At 63.4% G+C, this 21,620-nt stretch carries 18 protein-coding genes and 1 pseudogene; 9 read left to right on the top strand and 10 right to left on the bottom strand.

The genetic code is table 11. The features are described 5' to 3' along the window. Positions 1-34 precede the first annotated feature (34 nt). The gene (locus ACSSV3_RS00555) at positions 35-1,279 is read left to right on the top strand and encodes a hypothetical protein (RefSeq protein WP_354325134.1); all 1,245 of its coding nucleotides are present in this window, start codon (positions 35-37) and stop codon (positions 1,277-1,279) included. Here ACSSV3_RS00555 and ribA read toward each other — a convergent pair. Next, the gene (gene ribA / locus ACSSV3_RS00550) at positions 1,276-2,295 is read right to left on the bottom strand and encodes a GTP cyclohydrolase II (protein ID WP_354325136.1); all 1,020 of its coding nucleotides are present in this window, start codon (positions 2,293-2,295) and stop codon (positions 1,276-1,278) included. The two genes, ACSSV3_RS00555 and ribA, sit on opposite strands and share 4 nt — an antisense overlap. 47 nt (positions 2,296-2,342) lie before the next feature. Further along, entirely contained in the window at positions 2,343-3,131 is a 789-nt protein-coding gene (locus ACSSV3_RS00545; protein ID WP_354325138.1) for an exodeoxyribonuclease III, read from the bottom strand. A 97-nt stretch (positions 3,132-3,228) separates the two neighbouring features. Here ACSSV3_RS00545 and ACSSV3_RS00540 point away from each other — a divergent pair, with 97 nt between their 5' ends. After that, on the top strand, positions 3,229-4,611 hold the full coding sequence (locus ACSSV3_RS00540) for an alkaline phosphatase (protein WP_354325140.1): 1,383 nt from the start codon (positions 3,229-3,231) through the stop codon (positions 4,609-4,611). A gap of 218 nt (positions 4,612-4,829) precedes the next feature. Here ACSSV3_RS00540 and ACSSV3_RS00535 read toward each other — a convergent pair whose 3' ends face one another. Beyond that, positions 4,830-5,510, bottom strand: coding sequence for a LolA family protein (locus ACSSV3_RS00535; protein WP_354325141.1), 681 nt, complete (start codon positions 5,508-5,510; stop codon positions 4,830-4,832). A 79-nt stretch (positions 5,511-5,589) separates the two neighbouring features. Next, the gene (gene rpmG / locus ACSSV3_RS00530) at positions 5,590-5,757 is read right to left on the bottom strand and encodes a 50S ribosomal protein L33 (protein WP_017664380.1); all 168 of its coding nucleotides are present in this window, start codon (positions 5,755-5,757) and stop codon (positions 5,590-5,592) included. 299 nt (positions 5,758-6,056) lie between these two features. Between rpmG and ACSSV3_RS00525 the strand changes: the two are divergent. From ACSSV3_RS00525 to ACSSV3_RS00515, 3 genes and pseudogenes are all read left to right on the top strand, one after another. Next, positions 6,057-6,218: pseudogene (locus tag ACSSV3_RS00525) on the top strand (transposase); the annotation flags it as partial. Positions 6,219-6,314: 96 nt separating this feature from the next. After that, entirely contained in the window at positions 6,315-8,168 is a 1,854-nt protein-coding gene (locus tag ACSSV3_RS00520) for a cation:proton antiporter (protein ID WP_354325309.1), read from the top strand. A 164-nt stretch (positions 8,169-8,332) separates the two neighbouring features. Then, complete coding sequence (locus tag ACSSV3_RS00515; protein ID WP_354325144.1) at positions 8,333-8,809, top strand: OmpA family protein; 477 nt, start codon at positions 8,333-8,335, stop codon at positions 8,807-8,809. Between the two features lie 280 nt (positions 8,810-9,089). Here the strand turns inward: ACSSV3_RS00515 and arfB are convergent, their stop codons facing one another. From arfB to pabB, 3 genes are all read right to left on the bottom strand, one after another. Next, entirely contained in the window at positions 9,090-9,530 is a 441-nt protein-coding gene (arfB, locus tag ACSSV3_RS00510; protein WP_354325146.1) for an alternative ribosome rescue aminoacyl-tRNA hydrolase ArfB, read from the bottom strand. Next, positions 9,523-10,185: an RluA family pseudouridine synthase gene (locus ACSSV3_RS00505; RefSeq protein ID WP_354325148.1), complete on the bottom strand. Its 663-nt coding sequence runs from the start codon at positions 10,183-10,185 to the stop codon at positions 9,523-9,525. The genes arfB and ACSSV3_RS00505 overlap by 8 nt, the downstream gene beginning before the upstream one ends. Before the next feature lie 138 nt (positions 10,186-10,323). After that, a complete protein-coding gene (gene pabB / locus ACSSV3_RS00500; RefSeq protein ID WP_354325150.1) occupies positions 10,324-12,150 on the bottom strand; it encodes an aminodeoxychorismate synthase component I in 1,827 nt (608 codons plus the stop codon). A gap of 99 nt (positions 12,151-12,249) precedes the next feature. Between pabB and ACSSV3_RS00495 the strand changes: the two genes are divergently transcribed. Further along, the gene (locus ACSSV3_RS00495) at positions 12,250-13,836 is read left to right on the top strand and encodes a helicase HerA-like domain-containing protein (RefSeq protein ID WP_454184726.1); all 1,587 of its coding nucleotides are present in this window, start codon (positions 12,250-12,252) and stop codon (positions 13,834-13,836) included. Between the two features lie 109 nt (positions 13,837-13,945). Here ACSSV3_RS00495 and ACSSV3_RS00490 read toward each other — a convergent pair whose 3' ends face one another. Beyond that, positions 13,946-14,332: a VOC family protein gene (locus tag ACSSV3_RS00490; RefSeq protein WP_354325151.1), complete on the bottom strand. Its 387-nt coding sequence runs from the start codon at positions 14,330-14,332 to the stop codon at positions 13,946-13,948. 303 nt (positions 14,333-14,635) lie between these two features. Between ACSSV3_RS00490 and ACSSV3_RS00485 the strand changes: the two genes are divergently transcribed. Beyond that, positions 14,636-15,019: a hypothetical protein gene (locus ACSSV3_RS00485; protein WP_354325153.1), complete on the top strand. Its 384-nt coding sequence runs from the start codon at positions 14,636-14,638 to the stop codon at positions 15,017-15,019. Between the two features lie 128 nt (positions 15,020-15,147). Here ACSSV3_RS00485 and ACSSV3_RS00480 read toward each other — a convergent pair whose 3' ends face one another. Next, complete coding sequence (locus ACSSV3_RS00480) at positions 15,148-16,992, bottom strand: aminopeptidase P family protein (protein WP_354325312.1); 1,845 nt, start codon at positions 16,990-16,992, stop codon at positions 15,148-15,150. Positions 16,993-17,112: 120 nt separating this feature from the next. Here ACSSV3_RS00480 and ACSSV3_RS00475 point away from each other — a divergent pair, with 120 nt between their 5' ends. Together ACSSV3_RS00475 and ACSSV3_RS00470 are read left to right on the top strand one after the other, a co-directional pair. Further along, a complete protein-coding gene (locus ACSSV3_RS00475; protein ID WP_354325154.1) occupies positions 17,113-19,332 on the top strand; it encodes a S9 family peptidase in 2,220 nt (739 codons plus the stop codon). Next, the gene (locus ACSSV3_RS00470) at positions 19,329-19,733 is read left to right on the top strand and encodes an acyl-CoA thioesterase (protein WP_354325155.1); all 405 of its coding nucleotides are present in this window, start codon (positions 19,329-19,331) and stop codon (positions 19,731-19,733) included. Before ACSSV3_RS00475 ends, ACSSV3_RS00470 begins: the two co-directional genes overlap by 4 nt. On the opposite strand, the gene ACSSV3_RS00465 is transcribed toward ACSSV3_RS00470, so the two are convergent. Next, positions 19,730-21,478, bottom strand: a complete 1,749-nt coding sequence (locus ACSSV3_RS00465) for a sensor domain-containing diguanylate cyclase (protein WP_354325157.1) — start codon at positions 21,476-21,478, stop codon at positions 19,730-19,732. The two genes, ACSSV3_RS00470 and ACSSV3_RS00465, sit on opposite strands and share 4 nt — an antisense overlap. Between the last annotated feature and the right edge of the window lie 142 nt (positions 21,479-21,620).

Raw genomic sequence — 21,620 nt, 5'->3', positions numbered from 1 at the left:
TTGCACCTCCGTTGGGGTGGCGTATGCTTCACCCATGACGAAAGCCCGCTCGATCAACCGCTTGTCGTTAGCCGCGCTGTGTCTAGCGGCGGTCGCATTGCTGCTAGGCGTACAGGCACGCGCGGATAGCTGGGCAATGCCCGAGACCGAGACGACGCTCTCCGCCAACGGCCAGTTCCGCTTCACCGTCACCCCCGCCCATATTGGCAGCCAGCTCGACTATTTCCGCGGGGAAGTGGCGGCGGAGAAAAGCGGGATGCCGGTGGAGCGCCCCGCGCCGCTCGGCTTGCTTGAAAAGCGCGATGCGCGGGACAAGTGGCAGCCGGTGTGGGCCGGGCCGCTCGCCAACCCGGTGGCGCCGGTCACCGTGCTGGTGGCCGATAATGGTCGCCATGTCGTCACCTTCGATAACTGGCACAGCATAGGCCACGGCGAGCATGTGGTCGTAATCTACGGGCCGGAGGGCGCGCTGGTGCGCTCGCTCAGCCTGACTGATCTGGTGCCGGAAGATTACATGATCGCCCTGCCGCGCTCGGTCAGCTCGGTCTACTGGAGCAAGGGTGAGGGCTTTTCAGCCGATGGTGCCAGCGTCGTCATCCCCGTGGTGGTCCCGCATGGCGGCGGGCTGGGGGAGGATGTGGAGACCGTCCCCTTCACCATCGCGCTGGCTGACGGGGCGGTGACCTTGCCCCCGGCGGCGCAGTGGGAGTCTGCGCTGGCCGCCACTGCGGCAGTCAGGGCGGCGATGATCGCGGCGGAGGCGAAGTGGCTCGCCGAGCGCAAGGCCCCGCTCACGCCGCCGCAGGGTTGTGAGGAGCAGGATTGGCATGAATACCTGCGCGAGGCGCACGGGCGGCTCAGTACCGAGCCGCCGTTCGAACTTTCGACTTCGACCACGGTGTTGTTCCCGCGCGACCATCCCCGCTACCGCGAATCCGTGAAGTGGCTGCGCGATGAAGTGACAGAAGTTCTGGACTTCCCCACCGACGCCGCCTTCGCCGCGCCCTGCGATCCGGATGGGCTGGTGGCCGCCTTCGCCAAGGCGGCGGCGCGCGTGAAACCCGGGGCAGCGGTCAATTCGACCTTTTGGATCGCCGCGCCTGAGCCGCAGTTCGCCGCCATCGCCCGGCTCGCCACGCCGACGGGAGCGAAGACAGTCTGGATCGACCCAGCCGCCGCCATCCCCCAGCGCCCCGATCGCATCCCCGGCACGCCCGAACATGATGCGGCGATGCAGGCGTGGCAGGACTCGCTCGACGCGGATTTCGGGGTGGACTAGATCAGCAAATGCCCGGACCGGTCGCGCTTGGTCGCCAGATAGCGGGCGTTGTGCGGGTTTTCGGGGAGCTGATGCGCCACCCGTTCGCTCACCGTGATCCCGGCGGCTTCCAGCGATGTCACCTTGGCCGGGTTGTTGGTCAGCAGGCGGATCGTCGTCGCCCCCAGCAGTTCGAGCATCCGTGCCGCTACCGGGAAATCGCGCGCTTCATCGGGCAGGCCGAGCCGTTGGTTGGCCTCCACCGTATCGAACCCCTGATCCTGCAAGCGATAGGCGCGCAGTTTGTTGATCAGCCCAATCCCGCGCCCTTCCTGCCGCAGATAGAGCAGCACGCCCCAGCCGCCTGCATCCTTCGCCTCATGCGCCATTGCGTGCAGCGCGCCGTCCAGTTGCGGGCCGCAATCGCATTTGAGGCTGCCGAGGATGTCGCCGGTCAGGCATTCGGAATGGAGCCGCACCAGCGGCTGGCGGTCGCCGGTCTGCCTGCCGATGATCAGCGCGACGTGTTCGCGCAAATCGGCGGTGGATCGGAAGGCGACGATTTCGGCATCCTCGCTGGCGCTGACCGGCAGACGCGCGCGGGTGATGATCCGCAGCGCGCCGGCGTTCGCATAGGCGGCAAGGTCAGACGGGGCGACCGCAACCGCCTCTCCCGCGTCCGCCGGATCGACCAGAAAGGCGGGCAGGATTCCGGCGATCCGCGCCAGTTCGAGCGCGGCGCGCGCGCTTTCCTCCCACGTCAGGGTCAGCGCCTTGAACGGGCCTTTCAACGGATTGCCCAGATCAAGCGCGGGATCGGCAATCGGCAGGGCATCGCGCAAGTCGAACCGTTCTCCGCCCGCAATCAGCACCGGGGCGTGCGGGGCAGCGGCATCGCGCTGATTAGCGAGTTTGAGCGTCGCCGCGCGCGCCGCCGAAATCAGCATTTGCGGCGCGCTCGCCGCGCTGGCGATGGCGGTTTCGACCGGCAGCAAGGTCGGCCCGCCCGCAAACGCCAGCGGCCAGCCGTGGCGCAATGCGTCAACCGCCTGCGCTGCGCGGCGGGCTGGGGAGGGCGGCTCGCTCAGAGGTCAAACTCCGTGATCAGCGGCACGTGGTCGGATGGCTTTTCCCACCCGCGCGCATCCTCCAGCACCCGGTGCGCGCTCGCCTGCCGGGCAAGGGTGGGCGAGGCCCACATATGATCGAGCCTGCGCCCCTTGTCGTTCTCCTGCCAACCGGGATTGCGATAGCTCCACCAGCTGTAATAGCGCGCCGGGGCGGGCACGTGTTCGCGCCCCAGATCGATCCAGCCGTGGGCGTCCTGAAACCGCCCCAGCGTCTCCACCTCTACGGCCGTATGGCTGACGACCTTGAGCAATTGCTTGTGGCTCCACACGTCGCTTTCCAGCGGGGCTATGTTGAAATCGCCGACGATCAGCGTGGGGCGGTCAAGCGTGTCTGCCCAGCCGGTCATGCGCCCGAGAAAATCGAGCTTTTGCGCGAATTTTGGGTTTACCTCACGGTCGGCCACGTCGCCGCCTGCGGGCACATAGACGTTTTCGACCCACAGATCCTTGCCCAGCACTTCCACCCCGATGTGGCGCGCTTCGCCATTGGCCTGCCAATCGTGGCGGGTGACTTCGCGGATCGGCACGCGGCTGACCGTGGCTACGCCGTGATAGCCTTTCTGCCCGCTTACCGCCTGATGGGTGTAGCCGAGGTTCGCCAGTGCTTCTGCAGGGAACAGGTGGCTCTCGCACTTGATTTCCTGCAGGCACAGGATGTCGGGCGCGGCTTCGGTGAGCAGTTTTTCGATCAGTCCGACGCGCAGGCGGGCCGAATTGATGTTCCAGGTGGCGACAGAGATCATGGGGGCGGACTTAAGCGGCAATCATCCAACATTCCAGCTTTCACTTTATTGTCGCACGAAGGCGCGATAGGCCGCAGCAACTTCAACGGAGCCCTCTATGACCCGCACCATCCTTGCCGCCCTGTTGCTCACCACCGCGACCGTCCCCGCCTTTGCCGAGGAGGCCCCCGCCGAGCCGCGCGCCAAAAACGTCATCCTGTTTATCGGCGACGGCATGGGCATTTCCACCATCACCGCCGCGCGCATCTACGAAGCGCAAAAGCGCGGGGAAACGGGTGAGGAAAACCAGCTGAGCTTTGAAAAGTTCGATCATGTGGCGCTGGTCAAGACCTACAACACCAATGCGCAGGTGCCCGATAGCGCGGGTACGGCCACCGCGATGCATTCGGGCGTCAAAACCCGCATCGGGGTGCTCGGCATCGGGCCGGACGCGGAAAAGGGCGTGTGCAAGGATGCGCTGGCGCACCCGCTGCCGTTGCTGGGCGAAGAAGTGAAGCGGCGCGGGCTGGCGCTGGGCATCGTCACCACCACCCGGCTCACCCACGCCACTCCGGCCAGCGTCTATTCGCGCAGCGCCGACCGCGACTGGGAGGCGGACGCCGCAATCCCCGACGATCAGCAGGGGCAGGGGTGCAAGGACATCGCGCTGCAACTGGCAGAGGCTGATTTCGACGTGGCGCTCGGCGGCGGGACGGCGGTGTTTTACGGCAAGGACAAGGGCGGAATGCGCGCCGATGCAGCGGCTGATCTGCCCGGCGCATGGGCGGCGCGCAGCGGCGGGGTGGTGGTGAAAGACGCCGCCAGCCTCGTCGCCGCGCCGATGGACAAGCCGGTGCTCGGCATTTTCAACCCCAGCCATCTGACCTTCATGGTCGATCGCAAGCCCGATTCGCCCGAACCGACCCTGACCGACATGACCGCGCAGGCAATCGCGCGATTGCAGGCCGATCCTGACGGGTTCTACCTGATGGTCGAAGGCGGGCGGATCGATCACGCGCATCACGGCGGACAGGCGGGCTATGCGCTCGAAGAAGCGGTGGAGTTTGCCCGCGCGGTGCAGTGGGCGGTGGATCACACCGATCCGGCCGAAACGCTGATTCTGGTCACCGCCGATCACAGCCACGTGTTCACCATCGCAGGCTATCCACGGCGCGGGAATGACATTCTCGGGCTGGTGGTGGCACCCAAGGGGCGCGGTGAGGATGGCGGTGACGGGCTATCGCCGGTGCTGGCTGCGGATGGCAAGCCCTATACCACGCTCGGTTATGCCAACGGCCCCGGCGCGCTGCGCGGCGAGCGGACGGTACCTGAAACCGGGGTCGCGGCAAGACAGCAGGCGACCGTGCCCACCGGCGCGGAAACCCACGCGGGCGAGGATGTCGCGCTGTTTGCCACCGGGCCGGGAGCACAGCGCGCGCGCGGGGTGATTGAACAGAACGTGATCTACACAATCATGCGCAAGGCGCTGGGTTGGGAGTAACCCGCAAACAAAACCCCCGACCCGGGGGCGTTGGGTCGAGGGTTCCATTGAGCGTTCGTCACGCTTGTACAAAGCGGTCTTTGCGGAAGGGAGGGCAACAGGGGGGAAACCCACCTTCGAACCGCCTTGTTGACAACAATTAACCGTTGGCGCCTTTCACTGACATGAACACAGCCCCGTTTTGGTCGTTTCCATACAACTGTTCGTCGACGTGCTGCCTATCCGGGGCGACGAGCTGAACGGCGCGGATCGCGGAAGGTGAAGGCGCTGTCTGCCACCGCGATGCCGTAACGCTGGTTGGATAGCTGCACCCGCGTGCGGTGATTCTGCGCGTCCAATGCCACCCAATGGGTCAGTTGCAGTCCCCCCGGCGCGGCCGGATTGCGCACGAAGATCATGTTGATCATCCCGAATTCGGGCTTTTTGGGATCGCGCACTTCAACGCTGAACACGTCAGGGTTGCCGGTCGGGACCAGCTTGCCGAACCGCTTCACATCGCGTTCGGGGTCGAACAATGCGCCGAGCGGTGAATTCTTGATCGGCCAGCGTTCCACCTGGTTCACTTCGTAATCGACGACATAGAGCGACCTGCCGTTCGAAATGACGAGAAAATCGGCGTCCTTGCCGTAATCGAAGCGGATTTTGCCGGGGCGCTTCATCGTCATCACCCCGCGCATGGTGTTGCCAAGCCGATCAGTCTGGGTGAAATCGGCGCGCATCGTGCTGATTTCGCGCAAGGCACCCACCACCCGGTCGAGATCGGCGGAGGCATCGGTGGCAGATTGCGCGGCGAGCGGCGGGGTGATTGCGGTGGTGCCAGCCGGGGCAAGACCAAGCGCCAAAGCCCCGGCCCCAAGACCAAGGATGAGCGCGCGCGCGGATGTTTGAAGCTGTGTCATGCCAAGCCGCCTAAGGCCGCCCGGTTGAACTGTCGATGAATTATCGCGCCCGCCATTATGCGGCGGGCACAGCCAGATCTTACTTGATCTTGGCTTCCTTGAACTCAACGTGCTTGCGCGCCACCGGATCATATTTGCGGAAGCTCATCTTTTCGGTGATGTTGCGCGGGTTCTTTTTGGTCACGTAAAAGAAACCGGTGCCCTCGGATGAGACGAGGCGGATCTTGACGGTGGTGGGCTTCGCCATGGCGGGTTCCTGTCAAATGGGTCGGCCCGCGAAGATGCGCACGGGCTTGAAAAATAAAATAGCGGCGCGCCCGGAAAGCCCGGCACACCGCCACACGGGCGGGCCATTGGGCGAATCAGGGGGAAAAGTCAAGGCGGGAGCTTACCCCGATAGTGACTCAGTTCAGCCCCACCGCCATGGCCGTTTTACCGTGAGGAAAATATGTCCACGATGAAGGTGCAGTCAGCGACGGGGCCCACGATAGCCTTCAGCGTTGCGGTATGAACCGATGCACATGTTGCAATAGGGTTGCAATAGGTATGCCACGCCGCTGGCTGGTTGAGCGAACCTTTGCATGGCTGGGCCGGTGCAGGCGATTGGCTGAAGACTGGGAGAAATCCATCGGAAGCTCAACCGCATGGGTGCACATCGCCTCAATCCGCCTACGCGCATACCGTAACGCAAGATATTGCTATGCTTGATGAACTTTCGAAGCGGGCGCTCAGCATCTCAGCGCGCTGGCATAAGTGACCCATATAATGGTTTACCGACTTTGAACCGCCCCGTAGACAAACATGATGGAGTATAATGCTTTAATCATTGCGCTTATCGGGTTGCTTGGGGTGGGGTCGCAATGGGTTGCCTGGCGCACCGGCTGGCCCGCTATTGCGCTGATGCTGGCGGCGGGGGTTATCGCCGGACCCGTGCTGCGCCTGATTCATCCTGAAGAGACATTTGGCGAACTGCTGGAACCGATGATATCGATAGCAGTGGCTCTGATCCTGTTTGAAGGCGGGCTAAGCCTCAATTTTCGAGAATTGCGCAAAACCGAAGGCGCGGTGACTCGGCTGGCTGTGATCGGCATTCCGGTGGCTTGGACGCTGGGCGCGGTGGCCTGTTATTATATTGCCGGGCTTGTCTGGCCGGTGGCGATCCTGTTTGCAGGCATCCTCGTAGTCACAGGGCCAACGGTGGTCACACCGTTGCTGCGGCAAAGCAATATCGCGCCGCGGCCGCGTGCAATTCTGAAATGGGAAGGTATCGTCAACGATCCGTTTGGCGCACTGTGCGCGGTGTTGACATATGAATATTTGCGGCGGGCCGAACAGGATCCCTCGCTACTGGGGACCATAGTGGCGATGCTGGGCGCGGCTGTGGTTGCCGGCCTGATTGGTTATATCGCTGCGCGCGCCATCGCATGGACGTTCCCGCGCGGCCATGTGCCAGAATACTTGAAGGCGCCTGTGCTGCTGGTGGCAGTGATCGGCACATTTGTGGCATCAAATGCGATCCAGCAGGAAACCGGTCTTTTGGCGGTCACGGTCATGGGAATGGCGCTGGCCAATATGCGCTTCCAAAGCTTGCGCGAAATTCAGCTGTTCAAGGAAAACATTACGGTTCTGCTATTGTCGGGCGTGTTCGTGCTGCTGTCTGCGTCGCTCAATCTTGAGGTTTTGCGCCAGTTCGAATGGCGCTTTTTGGCATTTATCGCGGTTTTGCTATTCATCGTGCGTCCGGCTGCGGTGCTGACCAGCATGGCCTTTTCCCGCGTGCCGTGGAATGAGCGTTTGCTGATCGCGTGGATCGCCCCGCGGGGGATTGTTGCTGTGGCGATTTCGGGCCTGTTTGCGCTCAGGCTTGATGCGCTGGGCTATGGCGATGGTGGGATTCTGGTCACGCTGTCGTTCGCGGTCGTGATCGTGACGATCCTGGCGCATGGCTTCACGATCAAGCCGCTGGCGCGCAGGCTGAAGGTGAACAGCGTTTCGGGCAAGGGCTTATTGATTGTTGGCGCAAATGAATGGAGTTCTGCCTTGGCCAAGGAGGTGCGCAAGCTGGATATCCCGGTGACCGTCGCCGATACTCGCTGGCACAAGCTTGCGCCGCTGCGACAGGCCGGAGTTCAGACCTATCACGGTGAGATCCTATCCGAAACGACGGAAGACCGACTTGATCTGGGGCAGTTTCAGGTGCTGGTTGCGACATCCGATAACGAAGCCTATAACACCTTGGTATGTCAGGAATTTGGACGGGATTTCGGGCGCGATAAGGTATACCAGCTGGGTGAGGCGCGTGATGATGATGATGATCATCGCGCGCTTCCTGGTGCGCTGCGGGGGCAGGCCATGTTCGAAGCTGGGTTGGGCGTTGACGACGTGTTTGCCTGTCATGCGGCGGGATGGAAGTTCCGTAAGACTAAGCTGACCGCGCAATTCGATTTCGAAGCCGCTCGCGCCAAGCTTCCGCAAGGGGCCGAGCTGTTGTTTTTGCTCCGTGCCGATGGACAATTACACTTCTTTACCCATGCATCGCGCCCGTCAGCCGATACCGGTGACATTGTGGTGTCCTACGCCCCCCCCAGCGCGCCCGAAGCGCGCGGTGCCCGGGCCGTAAAACCGGAAAAACCAGTCACAGGAGAGTCGCCTTTATGACGCGCCGCAAACACTGGGCAACCGCTTTAGCACTGGTTGCTGCCCTTGCCGCCTGTCGTCAGGATCCCGGATCATCGCCTACGCCTGAGCCCACGGACGATCCTGCCGCGCAACCGGAACCCGCGCCGCACGCTTCGTCGGCCAAATCGATTTTACGCCCGTCAATGGCCGCGACTGAAAAGGCGCCGCTGGCACCGATTTCACGAACGATCACCTTCGGGTTTCAGGCCAATGGCCTTGACGATTCGGCACGCAGCACGCTCGATCAGTTACTCGAAACCGAGGAATTACAGGCTGGCGGGAGGATTACCTTGCGCGGTCACAGCGACTCCCGCGGATCGGATGAAGACAATCGGCGCGCGTCGATTAAACGTGCTGAAACCGTGCGCGATTACCTTATCGAACACGGCGTGGATAAAGCGCGTATCACAGTTATCGGCTTGGGAGAGGATCGCCCGCTCGAACCCAATTCTCTCGCCGACGGGAGCGATAATCCCGCAGGCCGCGCGCGTAACCGCCGGGTCGAGATTGCAGTGAGCATTCCTGAGCCGAAATTGCCGGTCGATGATTCGACGCAAATCCCTGTTTCCGAAGAGGCGAAGTCACCATCCTCTGCGCCGCCCGCATCAACGCCATCGTAATCTTCGGGCTACGGTCACAATACCAGCAGTGTCGTGCACTTCTGATGCGTCACGCGTGTGCTGCCGCGCAGGTTGGCGGGCGATGTTTGATATTGTCGATCCACACAGCCACCACGTTGCTGATAGCCTACCAAAGCTCCAAGGCCTCGCCGCCTCTGCTGAAAGGCAGGGGCACCTGTGTGGCCGGATCGATGCAATTTCGGAGACCGAGGACGAATACCGCGCGCTTGACATGAAATCCGCTCAGATCCGTCAGGTGGTGCGGAGCACCCCGCTGATATCACCAATCGGCGCTGCTGGGTCGCCCGCGATTGGCCTTCACTGTCCCGCGCACCTTCTTGCCCTTCAACCGTTCGGTCTTGCCCACCCGGTTGAGCCGGGTTTTCGCCCGCCGCTTGGGTTCGGTCTGCGCGTCCTCCAGCAGCGCGGTCAGCTTGGCGCGGGCGTCGGCGCGGTTGGCTTCCTGCGTGCGGTTGGCCTTGGAGGTGATGATCAGATCGCCATTGCCCGCGAGCTTCGATCCCGCCAGCGCCCGCAGCCGCGCGAACACCGGCGGGGCAAGCCGCAGCGCGTAGATATTGACGCGCAGTTCCACCTCGGTCGCGACCTTGTTGGCGTTCTGCCCGCCCGGCCCCGACCCGGCGAGGAAGCTTTCCTCGGCCAGCCGCAGCGCGCGCGTTGTTAGCGGTTCGGCGTCTGGTTTGGGCGCATCGTCATCCATCTTGCGCCCCCAGCGCGGCGAAATCGGCGGGCAAGGGTGCGCGCGCCTCAATCGGGGTTTTGCCGGGGCGGGTGACGGTGAGGCTTTCGGCGTGGAGCATGGTGCGCGCAGCCCCCGGCACCGATCCCGCGCCATAGACCGGATCGCCCAGCAGCGCAGCGCCCAGCCCGTGGAGCGCATGGACGCGCAACTGATGCGTGCGGCCGGTTTCGGGGCGGAATCGGATCAGGCTGTACGGCCCCAGTTCCTGCACCAGTTCCCAGTGCGAAACCGCAGGCTTGCCCTTTTTCGCCGGGATCATCCGCCAGCCGTCTTCGGCCGAGCTGATCTTGGTCAGCGCGAGTTCGATGGTGCCTTGCGTCCCCACCGGATGGCCCGCCAGCACCGCCAGATAGGTCTTGCCGACCAGCCGATCCTCAAACGCTTTGTTGAACCGCGCCAGCGCCTTGGGATTGCGGGCGAGCAGCAGGCAGCCGCTCGTGTCGGTATCCAGCCGGTGCACCGCCACCGGACGCCGCAGGAACCCCATTTTCAGATTGTCGAGATGGTCATCAAGACACACCCCGCCGCGCTTGGGCCGATCAACCGGCAGGCCCGCAGGCTTGTTGATCACCAGCGCTTCGCCGTCTTCGTAGAGAATTGTGATGTCAGGCATGATTTTCCAATAACCGTTCGTGCTGAGCTTGTCGAAGCACCGCTTTTGTCTTCGAGGGTGGTGCTAGAAGTGAAATACGGCCGTTGACCCTGCGCGTCAGCTTCGCTTCCGACAAGCTCAGGGCGAGCGGAGCGGGGTTTAGATCAAGGTGGCCCGCATCAGCCCGCGCAGGCCATTGCCGAGCCAGAAGCCGTGTTGCAAATCATCAAGAGTAAGTTGCGCCTCGCGCGCGCGGCCGTCTGCGATCAGGTTTTCGCGCAGCACACCGGGCAGCAGGCCGAGCGCGGCGGGCGGGGTCAGCAGCGCGCCGTCCGGCCCATCCACGAACAGATTGGTGAAACTGCCCTCTGTCACCAGCCCATCATCGCGCACCAGCACCGCCTCAGCCGCGCCCATACTGTGCGCCGCTGCCAGCGCATCATCGTAAAACCCGCGATCGGAAGTCTTGTGCATCAGCCGCCAGTCCCCGGGATCAATCGGATGGGGCAACGCGGTGACCTTGACCGGCTTATCCAGCGGCGCGGGCAGCGGGGCGGGCAGCGGCGCTGCCTCCAGCGCGCTTGCCCCGCTGCGCGCCACCAGCAGCCGCAGCCGCGCGGGCGCATCGAGTTCAAAGCACAACGCCTGTATCTGGTTGCGCACCGCATGGCGATCAAACGCAAAGCCGAGGATTTCCGCGCTGCGTTTCATCCGCGCCAGATGCAGTTCGAGCAGGGCGATGCCGCTGTCGGGTGCAAACCGCATCGTCTCGATCAGGTCGAACGCGGGTGCGGCAAGATCGGGCGATGCACGGCGCACGAACCCGGCCTTGACCTCGCATTCGCGCCGTTCGGACAGCGCATCGCTATCCGCCACAATCGCCGAGCCGATGCCGAGCACCGCGCTACCCTGACCATTCTCGACCGGGGTGAGGCGCAAGGTGCGGATCGCGACATTGAAGGCCGCGTTGCCATCATCGTCGATCCGGCCAATCGCCCCGCAATAGGCCCCGCGCGCGTCGCGCTCGATTTCGCCGAGCAGTTCCATCGCCCTGATCTTGGGTGCGCCGGTGATCGATCCGCACGGGAACAGCGCGCGCACCAGATCCATCGCGCCCTTGCCGGGGGCGAGCCGCGCGCGCACGGTTGACACCATCTGGTGCACCGTCGGGTAACTTTCTACCGCAAACGGCGCATCCACCACCACGCTGCCCGCCTCGGCCACGCGGGCAAGATCATTGCGCATCAGATCGACGATCATCAGGTTTTCGGCGCGATCCTTGACCGACGTGGCAAGGTCTTGGGCCAGCGCGCGGTCTGCCGCCGGATCGGGGCTGCGCGGGCGCGTGCCCTTCATCGGCTTGACCTTGGCCTCATTCCCCGCAAGCGCCACGAACAATTCGGGCGAAAAGCTCAAAAGCCAGTGCGAGCCATCGAAAATCAAACCGCCATAACCCGCCGCCGCCGCCCCGCGCAGCGCGGCATAAAGCCCCGCCGGGTCGCCGCGATAGGAACCGGCGAGCAGGTAGGTGAGGTTTGCCTGATAGATATCGCCCGCCAGGATCGCCTCACGCAGAGCCGCGAACGCCGCTGTGTATCCGCCGGGCGACAATTGCGGTTCCAGCGGGCCGATGCTGCCCGTGCCTTGCGAGCGCGCCGCCAGCCAGCCGGGCACGTCAGCCGCGGCAATCGGCGTCGGTGCGTCAAACAGCCCCAGCCACACCAGCGGCCCCGCCGCGCCGCTGCGCGCCGCCGCCAGCCCCGCCAGCCTGCCTTCGAGCGCAAGGCCCGCTTCATAGGCAATATACCCCGCCAGCGATCCGCCGCCCGCCTGCCGCGCCGCCTCTGCCGCGTCGAGCGTGATTTCAACCTGATCGGGACGGGCGGCGACAAACACCTTGCGCGGGCTTTCGTACAGCAATGCATCCGCCGCAGCCGCTCCGGCGCGGGCATCATCAAGCAGGACAAACGGCGCAGGGCTAACCATGGCGCGACCCATAGCCCAATTCGCCGCCAAGTCGAGAACTTGACCGCCGCCGCGCGGCCCTGCACATCACCCGCGAACAGGCAATTTCAGGGACGGGCAATGACGGATATGGCAGGCGACATCTATCTGGGGCTGGGCGGGGACGGATCGCGCCAAGCGCTCGCGCTGAGCCGCTCGAACCGCCACGGGCTGATCGCGGGGGCGACCGGCACCGGCAAAACCGTGACCTTGCAAGGCATCGCGGAAAGCTTTTCCGCCGCCGGGGTGCCGGTGTTTGTCGCCGATGTGAAGGGCGATCTGTCGGGCATCGCGATGCCGGGTTCGTCCACCTTCAAACACGCCGCCAGCCTTGAGGCGCGGGCCAAGGAATTGGGCATCAGCGATTATTCCTATGCCGATAATCCGGTGATTTTCTGGGATCTGTTCGGCAAGCAAGGCCACCCGATCCGCACCACGATTTCGGAAATGGGGCCGCTGCTGCTGGCCCGGCTGCTCGATCTGAACGAGACGCAGGAAGGCGTGCTGCAGATCATTTTCCGCCATGCTGATGAAAACGGTCTGCTGCTGCTCAACTTCGCGGATCTGCAAGCCGTTCTGCAATGGGCGAGCGAGAACGCCGCGGAATTGTCGGGCAAATATGGCAATGTCACGCGGCCTTCGGTTGGGGCAATCCAGCGCCAGCTGCTCAGTTTCGAGGCGCAGGGGGCGGGCAATTTCTTTGGCGAACCCGCGCTGGAAATCGACGATTTCCTGCAAGTTGACGAACAGGGGCGCGGCTATATCAATGTGCTTGCCGCCGATCAGCTGATGCGCAGCCCCAAGCTTTACGCCACGTTTCTGCTGTGGCTGCTGGCCGAATTGTTCGAAAGCCTGCCCGAAGTTGGCGACCCGGAAAAGCCCAAGCTGGTGTTCTTCTTCGATGAAGCGCACCTGTTGTTCGACGATGCGCCCAAGGCGTTGATGGACAAGATCGAACAGGTGGTGCGGCTGATCCGGTCAAAGGGCGTGGGGGTGTTCTTTGTCACCCAGAACCCGATTGATATTCCTGAGAAAGTCGCGGGCCAGCTGGGCAACCGGGTGCAGCACGCCTTGCGCGCCTTTACCCCGCGCGATCAGCGCGCGATCAGGGCGGCGGCGGAGACCTTTCGCGTCAACCCCGATCTGGACGTCGAAACGGCGATCACCGAGTTGAAGGTGGGTGAGGCGCTGGTTTCCACGCTCGACGAGAAGGGCGCGCCCACCATCGTCCAGCGCACCCTGATCAAACCGCCGCGTTCACGCCTTGGCCCGGTGACGCCGAAAGAGCGCGCGATCATTCAGTCCGTCAGCCCGCTGGATGGCAAATATGATACCTTGGTCGACCGCGAAAGCGCCGAAGAAGTGATCGCCGCCAAAGCAGCCGATGCCGCCGCCACTGCGGCTGAAGTTGAGGAGCGCGGCGAGGCGGACGTGCGCGGGCAGCCTCGTAAAAGCCCCAATCTGTGGGGCAAGGCGATGTCGCGCGGGGCCAAGGTTGCAATGGGCGGCGCGGCGGGGATGGCGGCGTCAAAAATACTCGGCAAGAAAAGCCGGTCGAACCCGGTGGCCTCGGGCGTTACCTCAGCCGCCGGATCGATCGCGACCGATCTGGCTGGGCCAATCGTGGGCCGGTTTGTGCGCAACCTGATCGGCGGGCTGATGCGCTGAACCTGCACCCGCCCAGACCCGATGTTTCACGTGAAACATCGCGGAACGTGGGGTCTAGGCGGGGTCTGGAGCGACCTAGGCAGGGTCTAGCCCGCCTTGATCGCGCGCATCAATTTTCGGCCGCAGCAACCATGCAAAAGGCGTTCAGCTTGTTGCCATCGGGATCGCGGAAATAGCCTGCAAAAAAGCCATCATCGCCGCGCGGGCCGGGCGCGCCTTCGTCGCTGCCGCCGTGAGCCATGGCGATATCGTAGACCGCATGGACATCCTCCGGCGTTTTCACTTCGAGCGCGACCATCACCCCGTTGCCGACCGTGGCGGGCTGGCCATCGAACGGCACCGTCGCCGCAATCCCCGGCGCGCCGCCCCATTCGCCCCAGGCGATGAAGCTTTCCGTGTCCATCATCCGCCCAACCCCGAAATGCGCGGCCAAGGCGTCATAAAACGCCGCCGCGCGCGGCAAATCATTGGTGCCAACCGTAACGTAACCGATCATATCTGTTCTCCCATCCCCCGCGCCGCCCGCTGCGACTCGCCTATGTCGGAACAATACCAGAACATGCGCGGGTGTCGATGGTATTGTTCTGATCGGATGTTCGGCGCAATCGATGAATGACCGCTCGCGATAAGGCAGCTTTCAAGAGATTTTTGGCATTTTCGGCCTTTCCGGTATCGACCCCGCTTAGGACATTCGGTTGGCCTCTGATAAAGACTGCCGATGCTTTACAGGACAACCGCGGCGCTTATCCTAATCTTGGCCCTGAGCGGGTGCTCTTCGGTCTATGACGTTCGAGCAGTAGTGATCGACGGCAAGGTCGCATTCGTGCCGACCGACACCGACATCTGGGGCGAACCCGATTGCATCTACTCGATCTCGGTCTCAGCGGCGGACGGGCCGTCCACGAACCCCGAAGAAGGCGACAGCCTCGGGATGGTTGAGAATGGGATGTATTGGCATGAGAGCTTCGCCGTCACCTCGTGTGAAAATCCATTCCCGGTTGTCTACGGCGAGCCGCTGAAAGGCCCTCCGTTCCGGGAGAACGATGAGTATGCGGTAAAGGCGAAACCGCTCCGCGTAGGAGTAGTCTATGAGGTCACCACGGTCAGCGAGGGGTCTGCCTCCGGCGTCGGAAAGTTCATGGTGACGGAGCAGCGCAGGGTCGTGAACCTGCCTTATAAATGAAGCGACGAACGCCCGTTTTCCACCCACGTCCAGCCATTGCGAGCAGGGCGGCGTTGTCCTGAAACCTGCCGTGCCGCTATCGTCATTTGCCGGCAGAAACGGGCGTTCATACCACCTCACCACCAGCGCTACAGCGCCGCCGTCTCACGCTCCAGCCACGCCAGATCCTCGCCCGCAAGCTGCGGGGCAATCAGCGCGCGCACCTTGGCGTGATAGGCATCGACCCACGCGATTTCGTCTGCGGTGAGCAGTTCTCGCGCGATCAGCTTGCGGTCCAGCGGCACGAAGGTCAGCGTTTCGAACCCGAGATAGCGGCCTTCTGCGCCTCCAATTTCGCGTTCTTCGACCAGCACCAGATTTTCGATCCGGATGCCGAATGCGCCCGATTTGTAATAGCCCGGTTCGTTCGACAGGATCATCCCGGCGAACAATTCCTGCCCGGTGCCCGCCTGCCCGCCGCCCGGCTTGGCGATCCGCTGCGGGCCTTCGTGCACGCCGAGGAAGCTGCCGACCCCGTGGCCGGTGCCGTGGCCGTAATCAACGCCCGCTTCCCACAGATATTGCCGCGCCAGCACGTCGAGCTGCCCGCCGCAGGTGCCTTGCGGAAATACTGCGCGGTCAATCTGGATGTGGCCTTTCAAGACACGGGTGAAGCGGTCGCGCATTTCGGCGGTTGGCTCGCCCAAACCATCGGGCGTGCCGACCCACACCGTGCGGGTGATGTCAGTGGTGCCGCCGCCGGACTGATCGGCATATTGCCCCCCTGAATCGACCAGATAGATCGAACCCGGCGGGATCGGGATATTGCTGTCCGCGTCGACCTTGTAATGCGGCAGCGCGGCGTGACCGGCGGCGGCAGAGATGGTGTCGAACGACAGATCGCGTAGGCCCGGATCCATCGCCCGAAACTCGGCGAGCTTGGCGGCGGCGGTGAGTTCATCCACCCCGCCCTTTGGTGCCTCCCCTTCGAGCCAGCGCAGGAAGCGCGACACCGCCGCCCCGTCGCGCGCCTGTGCATCGCGGTGGCCCTGTTGTTCGCAATCGTTCTTGATCGCTTTGGCAAGGATCGTCGGATCGCGTTTGAAGGTGAACTGCGCGCCCCCGGCTCGCAGCGCCTGCGCGATCCCGACCACCGCGAAATCGGGATCGAGGCTGACGCTTTTGCCCGCCAGTTCGCCCGTCAGCGCGCCTTCAAACGCGGCGCGTTCGCGCACCGTTACCGCGTTGCCTAGGTGGCGGGTGAGTTCGGGCGTGACTTTCTCTGGCGCGATGAACAGTTCGGCGCTGCCGTCCTTATGCGCGATCACATAGGACAGCGCGACGGGCGTATGCGCCACGTCTTGCCCGCGAATGTTGAGCAGCCACGCAATCGAATCGAGCGCCGGGATCACCACCGCATCATGGCCTTCCTTCGCCAGCCAATCGGCCACCAGAGCGCGCTTTTCCGCCGAGGATTGCCCGGCGCGCGCGTCATCATGCACCATCGCCGCCGCAGGCGAAGGCGTGGGGCGATCCGCCCACACTGCGTCAATCGGGTTGTTTGTTGCGGGCACCAGCGTGATGCCGCGCGGGTTTACCTGACGTTCCAGCGCATCGACCCAGCCCCAGGTGTGCAGCCACGGATCATAGGCGACCTTCGCGCCCCCTTCGTCTTTGGCAGCGCACACCTCGGCCAGCCATCCGGCCAGCGTGTCGGCGGGCACGCTTCTGTAATCGAACAGCTTTTCATCAACCTGCTGGCGCACCTGCACGGTGTAGCGCCCATCGACGAAGATAGCCGCATGATCGAGCGTCACCGCAGCGAACCCCGCCGATCCGCCAAACCCGGTCAGCCAGTTCAACCGCTGAGCGTAATTGCCGACATATTCGCTCATATGTTCATCGCTGATCGGGATGATGAACCCATCTACCCCGCGCCGCTTCAATTCTGCGCGCAGGGCGGTAAGGCGGGCTTCGTGAGTTTGCATCAGCATCGGTTCAATCCTCAGGCGTGGGCGCAGGCTCTTGCCGCGCGGGAATGTATCGTTAGAACCGCCAACATAGGCCCAACCGGGCTGTGTTTCCACCCAGACCTAAGACGGGGACTGCCGCCAATGACCACAAGGATCAGCAAGCGCGCGCTTGCCATCGCGCTTGCCGCCACCACCTTTGCCCCTGCTGCCGCCATCGCCGCCCCCAACGAGGAACAATCCCGCGTGACCACATCTGCCGCCGCACCTGCTACCGTTACCGAGATCAAGCCGCCCGTCGCTGAAAAGCGCGCACACACCTACACCCACCACGGGATCACCATCGAAGACCCCTATGACTGGCTGTATGACAAATCCTATCCGGTGGTGGATGATGAGGACGTGCTGGCCCACGTGAAGGCGGAAAACGCCTATTTCGAAGCGAAGATGGCAGCCCAAGCCCCGCTGACCGAGGCGCTGTTCACCGAAATGCGCGCCCGCATCAAGGAAGACGACAGCACCGTTCCGCAGAAGGATGGCGAGTTCCTCTACTGGAGCGAGTTCGAGGAAGGCGCGCAATATCGCAAGCATTGGCGCAAACCTGCGGCGGGGGGCGAGGCGCAGCTACTGCTCGATGAAAACAGTCTCGCTGAGGGCCTCGAATATTTCCGCCTTGGCGCAGCCTCGATCAGCCAGAACGGGCGGTTTCTCGCGTTTTCCACCGACACTTCGGGCGGCGAACGCTACACCGCGCGGATCAAGGATCTGCAGACCGGCGAGTTGTTGCCCGATGAACTCACCAACCTGCGCGGCGGGCTGACCTGGGTCGCGAATGACACCGCGCTGGTTTACGGCCCCTCGACCGAGGAATGGCGCACGCTCGAAGCCAGGCTGCACGTGATCGGCACCCCGGTTGAGCAGGACGTGACGCTCTACAAGGAAGAAGACCAGTCCTTCGGCGTCGGGGCGGGGCTATCGGCGCAGGAAGACTGGCTGATCATCGCCACCGGCGACAATGAAACCAGCGAAGTGCGCCTCGTCCCGGCTGCCAATCCAACGGCTGAGCCGATTCTGGTGAAGGCGCGCAACAAGGGCGTCGAATATTCGGTCGATGTCAGGGATGGCGAATTGTGGGTGTTGACCAACGACGATCACATCAACTTCCGCCTCGCCAAGGCTGATCTGAAAACGCCCGGCGATTGGCAAACGGTGATCGCGGGTTCGGACGAGTTTTATCTGACCGAATTTGACCTGTTCAAGGATTTCTTCGTCACCGAAGGGCGATTGGGCGGGCTCGATCAGATCCAGCTGCGTTCCTACGCCGATCCGGCCAACATCACCCCGATCACCTTTCCCGAGGCAAGCTATACTGCCGGTCTTTCGGACAATCCCGAATATGCGGTGAGCAAGCTGCGGCTGTCCTATCAGAGCATGGTCACGCCCAGCACCGTCTATGATTACGACGTCGCGACGGGCGGGCTGACGACATTGAAGACGCAGGAAATCCCCAGCGGTTACGATGCCAGCCTCTACACCACGCAGCGCCTCACCGTGCAGGCGCGCGATGGGACGATGGTGCCGGTCAGCATCGTGATGCGGAAAGACCGCGCGGACATCCTCAAGAAGGCCGGGATCGAAGGGCCGGGGCCGCTGCATCTTTATGCTTACGGCGCCTATGGCTACGCCATCCCGCCGGGCTTTTCGACCACGCGCCTTTCCCTTGTGGATCGCGGCTTTGCCTATGCCATCGCGCATATTCGCGGCGGCGATGATCTGGGGCGGCGCTGGTATCTGCAAGGCAAGCTGTTCGAACGCGCCAACACCTTCAACGATTTCGTCGACGCAGGCCGCGGGTTGATCGCGCAGGGCTACACCGCGGAAGGCATGGTCACGGCGAGCGGCGGTTCGGCGGGCGGCGAGTTGATGGGCGCGATCATCAACCAAGACCCCGCGCAATATGGCGCGATTGTCGCGCACGTGCCGTTTGTCGATGTGCTGAACACGATGCTGAACAAGGATCTGCCGCTGACGCCGGGCGAGTGGCAGGAATGGGGCAACCCGATCACCGACAAGGCGGCGTTCGCCTATATCCTGTCCTATTCGCCCTATGATCAGGTGGCGGCGCGCGATTACCCACCGATGCTGGTGACAGCGGGGCTGAACGATCCGCGCGTGACCTATTGGGAACCCGCCAAATGGGTCGCCAAGCTGCGCGAACTCAAGACCGACGACAATCTGCTGCTGCTGAAGACCAACATGGGCGCAGGCCACGGCGGACAATCGGGCCGTTGGAACAGCCTCAAGGAAACGGCGGAGGAGTTCGCCTTCATCCTGTGGCAGATGGGGATGGCGGGGGAGCGGTGAGTAAACCCGCCCACTTCACCCGCACCTTCGTGGCCGCACCGCAGCACATCGATGAGCTCGGCCATGTCAACAACACGGTGTGGGTGCAGTGGATTCAGGATCTCGCCACCGCGCACTGGGAAGCGGCGGCGCGGCCCGAAGACAAGGCGGCGTTCTTCTGGGTCGTGGTGCGGCACGAAATCGATTATCGCGGCAATATCGCCGAGGGCGCGAGCGTTACCGGCACGACGTGGATCGAAGGCCCGGCCCAGGGCGCGAAATCGCTGCGGCGCGTTGAGTTCACCGATGCGGGCGGCAAACGCCTCGTCAGCGCGGCGACCAGCTGGGCGATGATCGACCGGGCGAGCGGGCGGCTGGCACGGGTGCGGCCCGAGGTTCTCGCGCCGTTTCAGGCCGATTAGGCAGCCTTGTCCGCGGCCCTGCGTTTCCGGCGGTTCTTGGGAGCGGTGTTGAATACGGTCAGGCGCGCATAGGCAAGGCGGTTGCGGCCAGCCGCCTTGGCTTCATACATCAGCGCATCGGCACGGGCGTAGAAATCGCTGAACGCCATCTTGTGGCGGTCGCCATCGGCCAGCACGATCACGCCCATGCTGGCCGTCACCGGCAGGCTAAGCCCTGACACTTCCGTGGCAATGCGCTGCGGGATCGCCTGACGCAAAGCCTCGGCGCGTTCCAATGTGCGTTCACCGCGCAGCAGCACCACAAATTCCTCGCCGCCCAATCGCACCGCGATCGAGTTCCGGTCGCCTTCAGCGCGCAGCGCGCCCGCACAGGCCACCAGCGAGGCATCACCGATCTGGTGGCCATGCAGATCATTAATCGACTTGAACCGGTCAAGATCAACCAGCGCAAAGGTATGGAAACCCTGCGCCAACAGCTGATCAAAGCGCGCTTCGATGGCGCGGCGGTTCATCAACCCGGTGAGCGAATCGCGGGTCGAAAGCTGTTCCAGCATCCGCGCCTCGGTCAGCGCAGCGTCACGTTCGCGCCGCAGCGCCAGGAAACGGTCGGCGATGGCGAGGCTGATCACCACCACTTCGATCCCCACCGCGATGTAAAGCATCTGATCAAGGCTTGGCGGGCCGACATACCAGCCCAGCCCACGCAGCAGACGTTCGGCCGTTGCGATGATCACCGGCGTCCACGCCATTGCGATAAAGCGCGCCGAACGGCTGCCGCGCAGCAAGGCTTCGGCCACGGCGGCGCTGATAATCACCAGCACCGGCAGGAAGGCGATCAGATAGGCCTGATCGTCAAACGGCTGGGTCGCATCGAACTGAAAGGCAAAGAACCCCGGGACGATGATGGTGAAATAGCCCACCATGATCGTGATCCGGCGCATCAGCCGCGATTGCGCGCCGCGTTCAAGGAAGGTGGCAAGAAAGATCGCCGACAACCCTATCCCGATGGCCGAGGAAAGCGCGGTGATGATCGCCATCGCCGCCACCGGCACCGTGACAAACGCGGTTATCAGCCCGCCTGCAAAGGTCACATAGACCATCATCGCGGCAACCATCATCGCGTGCAGAACCACAAATTTTTCGCGCAGCACGATGAAGAAATTGACGTCGAACAGCAGCGGCAGAACCAGCATCCCGACCACGAAAGCCAGCAGCAGCATATTGGTTTGCGACCATTCGGCCCGTGACTGATCATGGGTGATCCGCGCTTCGGTTAGCAGCGGCACCGAATGCGGGCCTTCGATCCGCACCATCAGCAGGCTTGTTTGCGGGGTAATTTCGGGCAGCGGCAGCTGGAACACAGGGCCTTCAGGAAAGGGTTGGCCATCGGCCTCGGCAAAGCGCGCTGTCCGCATCGTGCCATCAGTATCGAGCGCGTGGAAGGTGATCGCGTCGAACCGCGCAATCCGGCTGAAAAACTGGCGCGGCGGCAACGCACCTTGCCAGCTATCCGCCTCAAACCGCAGCCAGACTGCGGGCGAACCTGCGCGCCAGCCGTTATCCGAACAGGTCCACGAAGCACGCGGCACCATCGCTTCGGCGGTCTCGTCAAGCGATGTCGCGGCATGGCAGGCAGGCGCGAAGCTGGGCAACGTCCGATCCTCCGCCGACGCCGGTCGGGCGACGAACATCGCCAGCAGCACAGCTGCGATACACAGTCGGATCAGAAGGCGCAGTCTTGCCATGCCGCGGTGCCTATCATCCAAGCTCTTACGATGCTGTTAAGTCGCCCCGCCATTTCGGAGCAAATTTCGCCGCAAGTCATGCGGTTGCGCCATATCAATGGGCTGGCTTGATCGCCCCGGTTTTCGTCATATAGCTGTCATG

Source organism: Porphyrobacter sp. MBR-49, assembly GCF_053628655.1.
The sequence above is the reverse complement of the archived record's forward strand: the minus strand, read 5'-3'. Positions and strand labels throughout refer to the sequence as shown.

What these genes read in the sequence shown, in the direction of transcription:
- rpmG (WP_017664380.1), bottom strand. Translation starts at nt 5,757, where the DNA reads ATGGCGAAGCCCACCACCGTCAAGATCCGCCTCGTCTCATCCGAGGGC.
- ACSSV3_RS00465 (WP_354325157.1), bottom strand. Translation starts at nt 21,478, where the DNA reads ATGGCAAGACTGCGCCTTCTGATCCGACTGTGTATCGCAGCTGTGCTG.
- pabB (WP_354325150.1), bottom strand. Translation starts at nt 12,150, where the DNA reads ATGGTTAGCCCTGCGCCGTTTGTCCTGCTTGATGATGCCCGCGCCGGA.
- ACSSV3_RS00520 (WP_354325309.1), top strand. Translation starts at nt 6,315, where the DNA reads ATGGAGTATAATGCTTTAATCATTGCGCTTATCGGGTTGCTTGGGGTG.
- ACSSV3_RS00535 (WP_354325141.1), bottom strand. Translation starts at nt 5,510, where the DNA reads ATGACACAGCTTCAAACATCCGCGCGCGCGCTCATCCTTGGTCTTGGG.
- ACSSV3_RS00490 (WP_354325151.1), bottom strand. Translation starts at nt 14,332, where the DNA reads ATGATCGGTTACGTTACGGTTGGCACCAATGATTTGCCGCGCGCGGCG.
- ACSSV3_RS00480 (WP_354325312.1), bottom strand. Translation starts at nt 16,992, where the DNA reads ATGCTGATGCAAACTCACGAAGCCCGCCTTACCGCCCTGCGCGCAGAA.
- ACSSV3_RS00505 (WP_354325148.1), bottom strand. Translation starts at nt 10,185, where the DNA reads ATGCCTGACATCACAATTCTCTACGAAGACGGCGAAGCGCTGGTGATC.
- ACSSV3_RS00540 (WP_354325140.1), top strand. Translation starts at nt 3,229, where the DNA reads ATGACCCGCACCATCCTTGCCGCCCTGTTGCTCACCACCGCGACCGTC.
- ACSSV3_RS00545 (WP_354325138.1), bottom strand. Translation starts at nt 3,131, where the DNA reads ATGATCTCTGTCGCCACCTGGAACATCAATTCGGCCCGCCTGCGCGTC.
- ACSSV3_RS00495 (WP_454184726.1), top strand. Translation starts at nt 12,250, where the DNA reads ATGACGGATATGGCAGGCGACATCTATCTGGGGCTGGGCGGGGACGGA.
- ACSSV3_RS00515 (WP_354325144.1), top strand. Translation starts at nt 8,333, where the DNA reads ATGGCCGCGACTGAAAAGGCGCCGCTGGCACCGATTTCACGAACGATC.
- ACSSV3_RS00555 (WP_354325134.1), top strand. Translation starts at nt 35, where the DNA reads ATGACGAAAGCCCGCTCGATCAACCGCTTGTCGTTAGCCGCGCTGTGT.
- ACSSV3_RS00475 (WP_354325154.1), top strand. Translation starts at nt 17,113, where the DNA reads ATGACCACAAGGATCAGCAAGCGCGCGCTTGCCATCGCGCTTGCCGCC.
- arfB (WP_354325146.1), bottom strand. Translation starts at nt 9,530, where the DNA reads ATGGATGACGATGCGCCCAAACCAGACGCCGAACCGCTAACAACGCGC.